The sequence below is a fragment of the bacterium genome, assembly GCA_030652805.1.
Taxonomy (GTDB): Bacteria; JAHJDO01; JAHJDO01; order JAHJDO01; family JAHJDO01; genus JAHJDO01.
Window position 1 is genome coordinate 26,301 of the sequence record JAUSPT010000076.1, and the last position, 14,995, is coordinate 41,295.

The following is a 14,995-nucleotide window of genomic DNA, read 5'->3' on the forward strand; positions in this document are numbered from 1 at the left end:
TGTGTGTAAGAGATTAACTATGAAGAAACATAAAAAAACTGAGAATGATGCAAAACGCATGTATTGGAAGGATCAGATGGAGAAAGCGTATACAATGATGATGGATGTGCGTAATTATCCAGTTGAGGAATGTATGGAAGCATTAGTCTTATTGCAAGAGGCTGTTTCAGGGACAGGGGTAGACGTTGTGTTTTCAACAACGAAAATTTCAAATAAATACAATCGCCTATTTTACCTTCGTGAAGGATTGCTTGATGATTTTCTCAAAATAGCACAGGATATGAATGATAATGACTGGGTATTGAAAGTGGAGGATGCATTTCGGACCCTTCAGATGCAAAGACATCTTGCACGCGCAGAGTACACCTTTGATGTTATTCTAAATCGTGTTATATGGGAATCCAAGGGTACTATCCCATCGTCTGATTTTCTTATGCGTCGTCTCACTGCTCTCGTTGCCACTACGGCTAAAATAGGAACACACATTTCTGGAAGCGCAATTGACATTTCTGTTCTGGATATGAATACGAGGCAAGAGATTGATAGAGGTGGTCCATATATAGAGCTTTCAGAATTAACGCCTATGAATTCTCCGTTTGTCTCCAGGAAAGCCCGGGAAAACCGCATTAAAATCACAAATATAATGAGCCGTAACGGCTTTACAGCCTACCCGTTTGAGTTCTGGCATTATAGTAAAGGAGACGCATATGATCACTATTTAAATAAAACTGGCAGGTCTGCTCGTTATGGGCCCGTAGACTGGGACCGGAGTACAAATACACTAAACCCCGTTCCTGATCCATGTAAGCCACTAATTACACTTGATGAAATTCAGGAACACATAAAAAAGGTAGTGGAACGATCCGATTTACAGAAAACAGATCGCTCTGTTATCTATTAAAGAGGAAATTATGAAAATTATCCCCAGACCTAAGCATGTAACAATTTCCACAGGCAGGTTTTGTCTGCGGAAAGATACTGAAATCTTTATCGTTGATAGACCTTATAGAAAAAGAAAACAATAAGTGGATTATTCCAGAATTCGAAATTAGGGATTTACCTCAGATATCGTTTTAAACTTTTATAAAACCCCTCGTGGGTATTTAGTGCGATCAAATATCTAACTTTGGAATCCCACTGGTAAGCAAGGAGCAATAGTTGGGGACCTACCTTAAATTTATGTATCCATATCCCCTTTAAATCTCCCTTTTTTTGTTCGCCGACTTCAGGATTTTTGATAAGCTTTTTAATTTCTCTATCCAATACTTCTATTTGATTTTTATGAAGTTTCTTTTTCTGCCTAGAGAATAAAGGAGATTGTAAAACAGGAACCGTCACTTAGCCTCTCCAAAAACATAGGGAGTAGCTAAACCATGGTTTATTTCTTCCCTTCCTTGCAGAATATCATGGATAAAGGACAGCGAAAGCTCTGGATTATCTTCTGCTATTTTCCCCATCTGCGCCCAGTATTCTATCTGTTTAGCTACAGATCGATGCTCAACTTTTGCATAAATTCTAGCTGTGGCTAAAAGTTCACTTGATATTTTAACCGCATTACTCATATAACTCCCTCCATTTTCAAAACATTATACTATAAAATGCAACCTTTTGCAACTTATTATTCTTCCGATTCATAAGAGTCTATGAGGATTTCTCTGCCTTTACTGCCTTTGAGGTGGCCTACAATGTCTTCAGCTTCCATCATATCAATAAGTCTCGCCGCTCTTGCGTATCCGATCCTGAGACGGCGCTGCAGGACCGACGAGGAAGCCTGACGTGTATCTAAAACTACTTTGACTGCATCTTCAAACAGTTCGTCTTTTTCAAATAATTCCTCTTGTCCATTTTCAACCCGAGGTTCTTCTAGAATCTCCTTCCTGTATGAAGGGCCCGCCTGCTTCTTTAGGAAGTTAACCGTCCTTGATATTTCCTTATCAGATACAAAGCACGCCTGTGCCCTCACAGGCTTTGGTAAGCCGGCAGGCAGAAATAACATATCTCCTTTGCCAAGGAGAACCTCTGCTCCATTCATATCAAGAACAGTTCTGGAATCCACCTTAGAAGAAACCTGAAACGAGAGTCTACATGGAAAATTAGCTTTAATAACACCTGTTATTACATCAACAGATGGTCTCTGAGTAGCCAGAATAATATGAATTCCAGCAGCTCTTGAGAGTTGCGCCAGTCTTGTAATTGAATCTTCAACATCTCTACGCGCTACACTCATTAAATCTGCTAATTCGTCAATAATTACAACAATATACGGCATGTTCTCCATATGTTCCTGAGATCCATTTGATTCGGAAACTATCTTGTTATATCCAATGATATTGCGTACGCCTGCTTTTGCAAGCTTTTGATATCTATCCTCCATCTCTCCCACGATCCATTTCAAAGCATTAGCTGCTTTCTTTGCATCAGTTACTATTGGAGTTATGAGCTGAGGAATATCTGAAAAAGCAGCTAATTCCACCATTTTTGGATCTATCATCAGAAATTGAACTTCAGTTGGATATGCGTTATATAACATGCTCATTATAAGACTATTAATACATACAGATTTGCCTGACCCGGTAGTTCCTGCAATTAAAATATGAGGCATATCTTCAATATCTGCAACCAGGCATTCTCCCTGAATATCCTTTCCAAAGGCTAGTGCAAGTTTTGACTTAATATCCCTAAAAGCTTTTGATTCCAGTACTTCTCTCAGATACACAGGCTGCCTCTTCTTATTTGGGATTTCAATCCCTACAACATCCTTTCCAGGAATTGGTGCAACAATACGTACGCTTTGTGCTTTGAGATTCAAGGCTATGTCATTTGCAAGGGAAACAATATTATGCACCTTTACGCCGGGCGCAGGTTGCAGTTCATAACTCGTAATAACAGGCCCTTGATTGATCTGAGTAACCTTTGCCTCTATGCCAAAATCATGAAGTGTATGTTCCAGTATTTCAGAGTTTGAATCTAACATGCCTGCATCATCGCTCGCCATCTCAGACTCTGAAGGTAATTCTAATAGTGTTAATGGCGGTAACTGAAATACATCAGGCTGAACTGAAGCAACAGTTTCTTTAGATACAGACTGGTTTTCTGAAACATCTTCTGTTTGAACTTGTTTTAGTCCTGTAGTTCTAATCTTTCTTGTAACATTTTTATTAATAATTAAGTCCTTTTTTGAGAATTTGTGGACAATAAATGAACTAAAAACAGAGAGAGAAAACTCTGTACATAATAGAAAACCTGAAATAAACACTGTTACTGTTACAATATAAGCTCCTGTTTGCTGCAGATACATTTTCAGCTGTTCCGCCAAAAAAACCCCTAATATGCCGCCTGCTTTAAACCTGCTTGTCAAAAGAAAAATTTTTAATGACGGCACATTGATCAGTGCAAATAAAGATGCTCCTCCACATAGAAGCAAAACTATTCCCAGTATTTTCACATATAGATTCTGTGACGGTTTCTGTCTGAATTTATTGATACTTGAAATAAAGCTTATAAGAGGGACAAAATAGGCTGCAAATCCCAGAGCGAGAAAAAGCCCAAACCCAATATATGCCCCGGTTATACCAATATAATTGTGCGCAGGACTATTAGGAGTTGATATATTAAATGCGATATCAGCTGAATCATAGGATTTTAAGCTAAGAAATATAAGAATGCTAAAGGCAAGAAGCAGGACTCCAATTAAGTCATTTCTCTGTTTTTCTTTCAAAAAAATAAACAAGTTTATAGCCCTGTATGCCCAAATCCTCCCGCATTCCTGGAGGTTTTGGTTAATTTGTCAACTATGCCCTAAATTGAATGCTCGGCGAATTACGTTATTGCAGGCGTTAGCGAAGCAATCTCGCTCGTACCACTTATGAATTTTTCAACGCTTTTTGTTCTGGTTTTGTGATGGTTTTTATCATTTTGTGTTCCATCCTCTCCCAATGTACCACAACACACAACCTACGGTCATAGCATATTATCCCATTTTTGCAAAATTAATCTACTATCCTCTTAAACAGAAACTCATTACATCCAATTGAATTTGTTCTATTGCATTTTAATAAATCAAATCCCCGTGATTCTATATATGAACATACTTCCTTATATGGAGCGAATTCATATGGGAATCCCCCTGCCCAATCAACGGCATCATAATAAATAGACATTCCCCTTTTTTCCTTAAATGGATGTTTGAATTTGATTAGTCTCGCTAGGACTCTGGGAAGAAAAATAATCCATACCATAATGCTTTTCTTGATCCTTCTTGATTTATTGTACAAGCGTTTATATTTCAACCAGAAATTTGACATCAGCGTCTGGTTGTAAATAGCAATACCAAATAGACCATTAAGCTTGACTAAGTCAGTTGCACTATTTATCGCTTCCCACATCCTGCCTGTATGATGCAGAACTCCCCAAGCATAAACAATGTCAAACTTCCCTAATCTAGAAATAAAATCATTATTAACAACTGAACCTTCAAAAACTTCCCAATTCTCAGGATTGTTTGCTTTTTTGCGGAGATGTCTACAACATTCTACTGAGAAAGTGTCCAGATCAAAACTAACAATCTTATCAGCACCAAGACTAAAAGCAGCATAGGAAAAAAGACCGCTGCCACAACCCACATCCAAAAAGCTTTTGCCCTGCATATTCTCTAGCCCCAAAAATTCAGTAAGGGATAATTTTGCATTTCTAAATTTATCCTCACTAAGACTTATTAAAAAATTTTGCCAATTTTTACCAAATGAAAAAGTTATCTTTTCTTGCACAAATAATTCCCAACTTTTTATTCTACAATTATAAGCAATGAGTAAGATTGAAAACTCTGCAATCCATGCATTTTTCTCTGGTAATATTTTCCATCTATAATTCTTTCTTTATAGAATTGAGATGTTTCAACCTGCGATTCATTTCCATATTTCAATTGTGTGTATAATGGAGTTTTATTGTCATAAGTTTCCTGTATCTTTGATAAGTTATTAATTTCAGCAATAGTCTTTTGTGGCTGAACCCAACTAGAAGATCCACCTCCATACCAATGTAGAGAAGCTAACTTTGCGCCTACATTACCATTAAGCCCAAAATTTCCAATTGCAGAAGATGGAGATACATGAAAGTCTATTGTATACATAGGAGAATTAGAAGAAGTGCTCCAGCTTCCCCAATGATGCCAACTTTCATTATTCCAATTATAGCTAGCATTAGATCTAAACTTAGCAGCTACTATTTTTAATCCCTCAATTGGTATTTGATTACCGATATCATAGGAAAACAACAGTCTATATGCCTGAAGACTCGTATGACTATATATTTCAGGATTATCATCTGAGAATATAAAGCTACCAGGTCCCCATCCACCAGCTTGTCCCCAAGTAATAGACTCTGGTGTGCCATCATAATAAATGTCATGTGTTCTATATCTGCTCTCTATTAAAGACGGGCTTATTACAATAGGATTTACCATTAACGCATTATTACCGTTTCCCGTTCCGTCTGAAGCAGAGATAATTAGAAATAGATGATTATCTCCTATATTTCCATCTTCTGCTTTTATTACTACACCTGATATTGATCCTGTTCCATCTACAAGTTCCAATGTCTCCAGCTTCTCTCCGCCTACGTATAATTCATACCCTGACGTATTTATTCCAAAACTTACCTCTCCAGTGTAATCGTTCTTTTCCCACTCTTCAGGGGCGATACAATTCGGATTGATCTTCTCTTTTCGCCATTCATCAATGCTTTCCCCTACATTAACATAATGCCACCAGCTCTCTGTGCCTTCTTTCTTATCTACATATCTTTCGCCCTCTACCTCTGGCTTTGTTTCCGATGTTCCATAGTTATAACACTGAACTTTTATTGTGAATGTTTCTGTTTGTAATACAGGACTGCCTGTTTCTACATATTCCGGGGAGAGTTGGACGTGGAAGTAGTAGGGGGGGATTTCTTCCATTTCATCAAAAACTTTTCCAATCGTTACGCTTGACTCCTGCCCGAGTCCTCCGCTATACGCAAGTGTAAATTCTATCTTGCTGAAATCATCTTGTTTAAACTCATCCTTTGCATATTCAGGCATTTCTATTATTGCATCGTTTATCACCCACTCTTTCGTCTCCGCTCCGTTGGGAAGTTCTGTTACTCCTGTCTCAAGAAGCTCAGAGAGACTTTTTGTGTTTCCAAGTTGCGCATATTCCGTTTCACTCTTCTTATACATCAACACAAAACTACCACCGCTCATCCCCTCGCCGGAATCGTTTTTTATCTTCAGTGTTATATCATAGCTCCTGTTATCAGCACTTTCCCTCTTTGCTTCCTTCTTTGTAATCTCCAGCTTCCCTCTGAAAAAGTGATTGAGCAGTCCCGCAGAATAGCCAACTGAGCGGGGAATTAAATATTGAGAGTATTCTGCATGGCATTTATTATTTAGCGAGTATACTTCCTTGCCAGTTTTTTTCTTTGATTCAAAATTCCAGTAAGAATACGCAGTCAAATAATTAAAAGGATCTACGCTTTGAGCAGGTTTATAAGCATCTTTTATTATCGATCGCGTATATTTGATAGTAGGACTGTGTGTATTTCCCTTTTTGTCTTCAAACGTGTATATCTCTTCCCACCTATCCGGATAAATATTATTTTTAGGGTAAAGATAAGCGTTGAGTTTATCATCAAGATTTGTATCTTTGCTTAAAAAATTGAAATTAGTAAATTCTGCCAATCCAATTCCTATATCAGCTCCCGGATTTTGTGGAGACCGTTTCTCGTCCCAGAGGTATTTTACATCATCATTTGAAAAACTTACAGCTTCATAACTGCCTGTTGGCAATATTGCAACATTTTGCTCTGCCCATGTCTCATAAGGATCACCCGGTATATGTTGGTCATTTCTCACATGCGCAGGAACTGCCATATCTTCTAATAAATGCATACTACGTCCAAGAGAATGGAACATTAAACCAAAATTCACTGACCTTTTTAGTTTTGTGTCTGCTGTAAGTGCGTTATATAAATAGATTTTTGCAATAGAATATTTATCATCTGTCCCTCTCACCATTGCGCTGGTAAGCCCAAACAAACCTCCGCCTGTCGTTGGATCATAGAAATGGAAACGACAGTTACGCGAAGGGATATCTTCGCTCCATCCACCTGAAGTTATCAAATCGCTGTACGTCCCTTCAAATCTCTTAACAATAGTATTGCCATCTTCCTGAAGTTCTGAAAACTGTATCTTGAATCTTTCGCTTGATTTTAGTTTCCATTCATCGGTTACAACGTTATTTATTTTTGATTTGACACTTTCAATCGCTTCCTTTGTTATCCTGACGTGTGTTCTCTTTTCATATGCAAACAGATTAATCGAAAATATTAACGATAGACATATACCAATTGCACAAACCCACAATATGTTTTTTCTTTTGCCCATTTACTTATCCCTTTATTGTTCTTTTTTATGCCACAAATCAGAGGCTCTTTCTTCTTCTCTTTTAATAATTTCTATCCACTTTGTTCCTGAAAAGAATATTGACACATTAATCATATTGCTGACATATTCTCTTGTTCCCTCATACCCCTCAGGCAATTTTTTGAGTTTAATGGTAGGAGATTTCAGACCTCCAGACATACTATATAACCCTCTTGTTCTGCTAACGGTAAGTCTAGGAGGCCCTCCTAACGTGTATCCTCTTTTCCAAGCATTTATCCATAAATATTTACCATACCTCTTCTTTTTCTCAAAGGGATGAAATTCTCCACTCTTATCTGTCTCAAATTCTATAATCTCAGTTGTCCTTGAATTTGGTCCGCCAACATTTAATCGTTCACAAAAGGGTATTTTCTCCCACTTTATCACTACCCACGCTCCCTCAATCGGCTCTCCTGTGTTCGCATCAACCACCTGCATTGTCTCATAATTCTTCATCCACTTTGTGCCGAAGCCAAAAGAAAAAGCGGATGTTGTAAAAATAAAGATTAAAGCAAATGCTAGTAATGCTGTCTTTGTTTTATACATAATAAATCTCTCCTCTAAAATGATTGTAGCTTCCACTCCCCATTTTCATCTCTCTTAAAATAGATAAAATATCCTATTCCCTCCCCATCTTCTATTCTTGTTATTATGTATTCGGCAACATCTCCATTTATGGATATTAAAGTCATATCATCCATATCCTGAGCTATTTGAGGAAGTTCATCTTCTAAATCTGTCAGAATTTCTCTATATTTCTCTTTTACCTCTTCTGAAAAATATTCTAACGCGCCTTCTACATTTTTATCGGTTAGCTTGTCTTTCATCGGATTCAATGCAGTTTCTTCCGCAGACTTAATCGGTATCTCAACTCTCAATACCCTGTTATTTCCATTATCCGCTATGTATATTATTTCTCTCTTCAGGTCACTATCTATTGCAATTGCTGTTGGATTGTTTAGACTCAGGTTGTCAAATTTAGCTTCAAATGGCCTTTGAGACTCCGTCTCCTTTCTTGGCTCTGTCAGGAATTTCTGAACTCTCAGATTTCCATTGTCAATAACATAGATGTAATAAAGACTTACTGCCGCATCTACAGGATTTTGAAACTCGCCATCTCCTGTTCCCTCAGAACCTATAATGACATTCAAAGCACTGGCTGAACTCTCCTGTATCTGGTTATTTCCGCTGTCTGCTACATATATTGTCCCATATCCTGTTGATGTAATTCCTTTTGGATTACTGAATGGATGTTCTATGATTTCAGTATCGCTTATTGCTTCTTCCGTCCTGTCAAAATCTGTTATATACTTTCCTTGTCCATCAAATTCTATTACCTTATTTGCTTGATTATCTGTTACATAGATATTTATATCATTGATATTTGTATCATCATCAACTGTTATTCCCCATGGACTAATGAGCGTATCACTGACAATCCCATCTATTCCAAAATCTGTATCAAGCTGGTAGGCAAATAAATCCGGCTCTATTAATTTAAGTTTCTTTATACGGTTATTTCCTGTATCTGTTATATAAAGATTATTATCCTTATCCAGCGCTATTCCTTTTGGATCTATTATATTCTCAAGCTGAATATATGTTATGTAGGCTGCATCCTTATCATAAATGTATATTCTTGCTGGCCCTGATTCCAGTATGTATAGGTTTCTGCTCGTATCTATCGCTAAATCTTGCGGATCATTACTGGAAATCTCATTTAATATCTTTGCTCCTCCCTCTACTGTAAACGTCCATGTCTTTATTGCTGTGTTACCTGCAATGTCTTTGATTTCCAGTGCTACTGTATGTTCCCCGCTTTCTAAATCCTGAGCAGGAGCACATGTTATCTTTGTATCCGTTACTGTGGCATTACCCGTTACATCTTCGCCATCTAATAATAAATTAACTGAACTTACATCTATTCCTGATAGGCTATCCAAGTATTCTGCTGATATGGTTGGTTTTGGCTCCTCAATTGTACTTCCGTCTTCCGGCTGAAGATTTGTTATCACAGGTGGAGTTGCATCTACTGTGAAGGCTGATGTTGCGCTCGCTTTATTTCCTGCATTGTCCTTCACTTCAATAGAAATTGTATGTGTTCCGTCTTCAAGCACTATGGAAGGTGTATAACTTATTTTTCCTGTTATCTCATCATAACTTGCAGCTACTTCTACATCATCAAGCTTTAATATGATAGTTTCTTTATCTATCCCACTTGTTGCATCTTCTAATACTGCTGAGATCTCTGGCTGGTTGTTGTTTAGTAAAGCATTATCTGCTGGAGAAATATCCGAAATCGCAGGCGAAGTATTGTCTAAAATAAATGTTATTTCTTTAGATTCTGCTTTGTAGCCTCTTCTCCTGTGTGATCTATATGCAATTGCTTTGAGCTTGTGCTCTCCGTCTTCCTGAGACGAAAGATCTATATTGAACGTATGATTCCCTGACCTGTGCCACCAACGCCATGTTCTGTAACTTCCAGCTAAACTATCGTCTAAATATAAATCTATTATTCCTGCTCTGCCTTCCCATGATACATTTACATCTAAACTTGTTCCTCTTATGTATGAATTATCTTCAGGTGAAGTTATGTTGACTAATATTAGCGGCTTTTTAGGTCTTAATCTGAAGTTTAATGTATATGTTCTTCCTTTTCTTACATATATCCATCTGGAACTTGAGTAATATCCATTTACTTCGGCTTTTACTCTATATATCCTTCCCCAGAACCATACTTTAATATTCTTTATTGAATAATTACCACTTGCATTTGTTGTAGCTCTGTAACTGCCTGCCTGGACTGCTGCGCCAGATATGGCTTGATTTGTTAGAGAATCTGTTACCCTGCCCTGGATTGTTGCCGTTTTTATGGGAACTGGTTTGCGATTCTTTGACCACGGCCAACTATATGCAGGAGTTATGCTACCTAAGATTATTGAAAATATGAGTAAAAATACTGAAAGTTTTTTCATATTAGATTGTCTCCTTGAATGTTATGAACAAAATAGCATATAAATAAATGTGGTGTCAAATTTATAGTCCTGTATGTCCAAAACCTCCCGCATTCCTGGAGGTTTTGGCTAATTTGTCAACATACACTAAATCAGCTCTGCTAACTTTGTTAATTATGAGCTGTGCTATCCGATCCCCTCGATGGATTAAAAAATCCTTTTCCCCGAGATTCACCACTATAACACCTATTTCGCCCCTGTAATCCGCATCAATAGTGCCGGGGCTGTTGACAATACTTATCCCATGTTTAAGAGCAAGACCGCTTCTTGGCCTGACCTGTCCCTCATATCCGGGGGGAATGGCTATTTGAACACCTGTAGAAACCAGTTTAATTTCACCTGGCTTCAAAACCATATCTTCCTTAACAGCAGCTAAGAGATCCATGCCGCTCGCATGCTCAGTCATATATTTGGGAAGAGACATATCCTCTGCCCCAGAGATATGTGTTACCTCTACTTTTATCTCTTCCAAAACTAGCTCCTAATTATCTTGTTTTTCTTCATCCATTACTGCCTTGCGGCTTAGATTGATTCTGCCCTGGGAATCTATTTCCATTACTTTGACAGTTAGCTTGTCTCCAACCTTAACCACATCATCGACGTTTTTTATATATGCATTAGATAATTGAGATACATGAATAAGTCCTTCCTGCCCTGGAAGCACCTCTGCAAATGCGCCAAAATTTGTAACTTTCTTTACTACGCTATCGTATGTTTTTCCCACTTCCACGTCTTCCACAAGTTTCTTAACAATATCAATAGCTTTATCAAGCTGCTCTTTATCAGCGGAGGCAATAGATACCTTGCCTTGATCGTCAATATCAATCTTAACACCTGTATCCAAGACAATCTTTTTTATCGTTTTTCCACCAGGTCCAATGACTTTCCCGATTTTATCAGTATTAACCTGCATTGTAAAAATCCTTGGAGCATATAGAGATACTTCTTTACGCGGCTCAGAAATTGCATCTGCCATTTTATCAAGAATTTTTAAACGCGCTTCTTTTGCTTGACTTAGACACTTTCCCATAATTTCGTGAGTAATCCCTTCCATTTTTATATCCATCTGAAAAGCTGTTATTCCTTCTCTGGTACCAGTAACTTTAAAATCCATATCTCCAATATGATCCTCCAGCCCGCTGATATCCGTGAGTACAACAAACCTGTCTTCTTCCTTTATTAAACCCATTGCAACTCCTGCTACAGACTCTTTTATTGGTACCCCGGCATCCATAAGAGAAAGCACACCACCGCACACCGTTGCCATTGAAGAAGAGCCGTTTGACTCCAGAATATCTGATACTATTCTTACTGTGTATGGAAAATTTTCAGAAGAAGGCATTACCGGTCTTATAGCGCGTTCGGCAAGCGCGCCGTGACCTATTTCCCGCCTGCCTGGACCTCTGTTAGGCCTTGCTTCTCCAACACTAAATGCCGGGAAGTTATAATGCAGCATAAATGTTTTTTCAGAGTCTCCCCTTAATCCATCTATACGTTGTCCATCTTCAGATGTGCCCAGTGTTGTTACTGCCAGACTCTGTGTTTCTCCTCTTGTAAAAACCGCTGAGCCGTGCGTTCTTGGCAAAACGCCAATCTCACAGGTAATAGGTCTAATCTCTTCCGGCGACCTGCCATCGATTCTTTTCCCATCATCCAAAATTTTTCTTCTTACTTCCTCTTTTTCTATCTTATCAAAAACATAAGATATTGCGTTCTCCTGTTCAGGGTATTTCTCTGAAAGTTTGTCCTTAATCTCGGTCAACAAATTATCCAGAAGATCCCTGCGCTTGGATCTATCGGTCATCTTATTTGCCTGTAGTATCTTGTCTACAGCTAATTCTTTTATAGCGCTCTCCAGTTCTTGCGATATATTCATTATTTCAATTGTACGCTTAGTCTTACCGCACTTAGCTATTAATTCTTCAATTACTTCTGTAATCTTTACGATATGGGTATGCGCTACTTTTAAAGCATCTAAAGAGACTTCCTCTGATACTCCTTTCCCGTCCCCTTCAACCATTGTTATTGCATCCTTTGTGCCTGCAACAACAAAAGCTAACTCGCTCTGTTCAATCTGTTCATATGACGGATTTATAATAAATTCCCCATTGATTCTGCCTATCCTTACCGCTCCAATTGGTTTAAAAAAAGGTATATCAGATATTCCCATCGCTGCTGAAGCGCCAACCATTGCAAGAACATCAGGATCTGTGAATTCATCAGCAGACAGAACAGCTATCATAATCTGCAGCTCGTTCCTGAACATATCAGGGAAAAGAGGTCTTATTGGTCTATCTATCAGTCTTGAAGTCAAAATTTCTTTTTCTGTTGGCCTTCCTTCCCGTTTAAAAAATCCTCCTGGAATCTTCCCTGCAGCATATGTCTTTTCTCTATAATCAACAGACAATGGGAAATAATCCATCCCTTCTCTAGTTGTTTTAGAACAAACAACTGTTGCAAGAATAATAGTATCGCCGCATCTAACTGTAACAGCTCCATCTGCCTGTTTTGCAAGCTTACCTGTTTCTATAATTAAGTCTCTATCGCCTATTTTTACCTCTACCTTCTCATTCATATCTTCTCTCTTTCTTTTTTTATTGTCATTTTCTAGTTTCTATTTGCTTACTAATCCGGTCTATAAATTGTTTAATATCCATTCCCGCACAATCCCTGTTTCCGTGCTTTCTAACAGATACTGTCTTCTCTTTAACCTCCCTGTCTCCTATTATAAACATGTAAGGAATCTTATCCAGCTCTGATTCCCTTATTTTTAATCCTATTTTTTCATCTCTATTATCAAGTTCTGTTCTTATTTGGTTGCATTGCAACAAACTCTGCATTTCTTTTGCATAAGGAATATTATTCTCTCCTATCGTCAATATTTTAACCTGAACAGGTGAAAGCCATACTGGAAATGCCCCCCCATAATGCTCAATAAGAGTCCCCACAAACCTTTCCATGGAACCAAGAACAGTACGGTGAACCATCATTGCATAATGTTCTTTCCCATCTTCTCCAATATAGGTAACATTAAAACGACGCGGCAGATTAAAGTCAAATTGCACAGTTGGCCCCTGCCACAATCTGCCAAGAAAGTCCTTCATTTTTATATCAATCTTCGGACCATAAAAAACTGCCTCTCCCTCTTCAACCTCGTATGTCATTTTCTTCTCTTTCAATACATCTTCAAGGGCGTCTGTAGCATTCTTCCATTCTTCAAGACTTCCGGCAAATTTATTGCTTTTATCTCTTGTGCTCAAAAATACTTTATATTCGAATCCAAATGTTTTCATCATATAGTCCATAAGCTCTATTACTTCTTTTATTTCATTTTTAAGCTGATTCGAAGTGCAAAAAATATGTGCATCATCCTGAGTAAAACCACGAACCCTCAGCATACCGTGAAGCACTCCCGATTTCTCGTATCTATAGACTGTCCCGAGTTCTGCGTAACGTATTGGCAGTTCTTTATAACTACGTAATTTTGTTTTGTAAATCAATATATGTCCGGGACAGTTCATGGGCTTAATTATATAATCCTGAGAATCTATTTTCATTGGAGAATACATATTGTCTTTGTAAAAATCCAGATGTCCGCTGGTCTTCCACAAATTGATATTTGAGATATGAGGTATATTCACAAACTGATATCCGCGCTTCATATGCTCCTCATACCAAAAGTCTTCGATTAACCTGCGAATCATAGCTCCCTTTGGATGCCAGAAAATAAGACCTGCGCCTGCTTCCTTATGTATGCTGTATAGATCAAGCTCCTTTCCAAGTTTCCTGTGATCGCGCTTTTTGGCCTCTGCCAGTTTATTTACATACTCGTCAAGCTCCTCTTTTGTATACCATGCTGTGCCATATATTCTCTGAAGCATTTTCTTCTTCTCATCTCCACGCCAATAAGCGCCGGCAATACTAAGCAGCTTAAACGCCTTTATGTCATCTGCGCTTTCAACATGCGGACCGCGGCAGAGATCAATAAAATCACCTGTTTTATACAAGCTTACATTTTTATCAGGAATCTCATCAAGCAATTCTAATTTATACGCTTCATTTCTCTCCTTAAATATATTTTTAGCTTCATTCTTAGAGACTTCAATCCGCTCAAATTGGATGTGTTTATCTATTATCTTCTGCATCCTATTCTCAATCTTTTCCAAATCTTCCGGAACAAATGGAGTTTCTTTATCAAAATCGTAATAAAACCCATCTTCAATAGCTGGCCCTATGCCTATCTTTGCACCAGGGAATAGCTGCTGGACAGCTGAAGCCATTATATGGGTGGTACTATGCCGATAAACATCTAACGAGAATTTCATAGTGGGCGGTACTGGGCTCGAACCAGTGACCCCCTGCACGTCAAGCAGGTACTCTAACCAGCTGAGCTAACCGCCCTAAGCTGCGCTAGTATAACGAAAAGGAATACTGTTTACAAGCCAAATGTCAACCACATTTAGAAATGTCCGCTTTTAAAACATTTAGAAATGTCCTATTTTGTTAAGATTAGTAGTAGTAA

11 protein-coding genes and 1 tRNA gene are annotated in these 14,995 nt (G+C 38.1%); 1 reads left to right on the plus strand and 11 read right to left on the minus strand.

All coding sequences use genetic code 11. The features are described from left to right. Positions 1-19: 19 nt before the first annotated feature. Positions 20-901, plus strand: coding sequence for a M15 family metallopeptidase (locus Q7J67_07885; protein MDO9465199.1), 882 nt, complete (start codon positions 20-22; stop codon positions 899-901). A gap of 155 nt (positions 902-1,056) precedes the next feature. On the opposite strand, the gene Q7J67_07890 is transcribed toward Q7J67_07885, so the two are convergent. From Q7J67_07890 to Q7J67_07940, 11 genes are all read right to left on the minus strand, one after another. Continuing rightward, complete coding sequence (locus Q7J67_07890; GenBank protein MDO9465200.1) at positions 1,057-1,338, minus strand: type II toxin-antitoxin system RelE/ParE family toxin; 282 nt, start codon at positions 1,336-1,338, stop codon at positions 1,057-1,059. After that, the gene (locus tag Q7J67_07895) at positions 1,335-1,562 is read right to left on the minus strand and encodes a hypothetical protein (GenBank protein MDO9465201.1); all 228 of its coding nucleotides are present in this window, start codon (positions 1,560-1,562) and stop codon (positions 1,335-1,337) included. The genes Q7J67_07890 and Q7J67_07895 overlap by 4 nt, the downstream gene beginning before the upstream one ends. Before the next feature lie 56 nt (positions 1,563-1,618). Next, entirely contained in the window at positions 1,619-3,718 is a 2,100-nt protein-coding gene (locus Q7J67_07900) for a DNA translocase FtsK (GenBank protein ID MDO9465202.1), read from the minus strand. A gap of 271 nt (positions 3,719-3,989) precedes the next feature. Next, entirely contained in the window at positions 3,990-4,766 is a 777-nt protein-coding gene (locus Q7J67_07905) for a class I SAM-dependent methyltransferase (protein ID MDO9465203.1), read from the minus strand. 17 nt (positions 4,767-4,783) lie between these two features. Beyond that, positions 4,784-7,420: a hypothetical protein gene (locus Q7J67_07910; protein MDO9465204.1), complete on the minus strand. Its 2,637-nt coding sequence runs from the start codon at positions 7,418-7,420 to the stop codon at positions 4,784-4,786. A gap of 12 nt (positions 7,421-7,432) precedes the next feature. Further along, positions 7,433-8,005 (minus strand): hypothetical protein, encoded by a 573-nt coding sequence (locus tag Q7J67_07915; GenBank protein ID MDO9465205.1) that lies wholly within the window; start codon positions 8,003-8,005, stop codon positions 7,433-7,435. Between the two features lie 14 nt (positions 8,006-8,019). Then, entirely contained in the window at positions 8,020-10,434 is a 2,415-nt protein-coding gene (locus Q7J67_07920) for an Ig-like domain-containing protein (protein MDO9465206.1), read from the minus strand. Positions 10,435-10,495: 61 nt separating this feature from the next. Then, complete coding sequence (gene dut, locus Q7J67_07925) at positions 10,496-10,945, minus strand: dUTP diphosphatase (protein MDO9465207.1); 450 nt, start codon at positions 10,943-10,945, stop codon at positions 10,496-10,498. A gap of 9 nt (positions 10,946-10,954) precedes the next feature. After that, positions 10,955-13,048 (minus strand): polyribonucleotide nucleotidyltransferase, encoded by a 2,094-nt coding sequence (pnp, locus tag Q7J67_07930; protein MDO9465208.1) that lies wholly within the window; start codon positions 13,046-13,048, stop codon positions 10,955-10,957. A 25-nt stretch (positions 13,049-13,073) separates the two neighbouring features. Continuing rightward, positions 13,074-14,798 (minus strand): threonine--tRNA ligase, encoded by a 1,725-nt coding sequence (gene thrS / locus Q7J67_07935; protein MDO9465209.1) that lies wholly within the window; start codon positions 14,796-14,798, stop codon positions 13,074-13,076. A gap of 2 nt (positions 14,799-14,800) precedes the next feature. Then, positions 14,801-14,874, minus strand: a tRNA-Val gene (locus Q7J67_07940). Positions 14,875-14,995 lie beyond the last annotated feature (121 nt).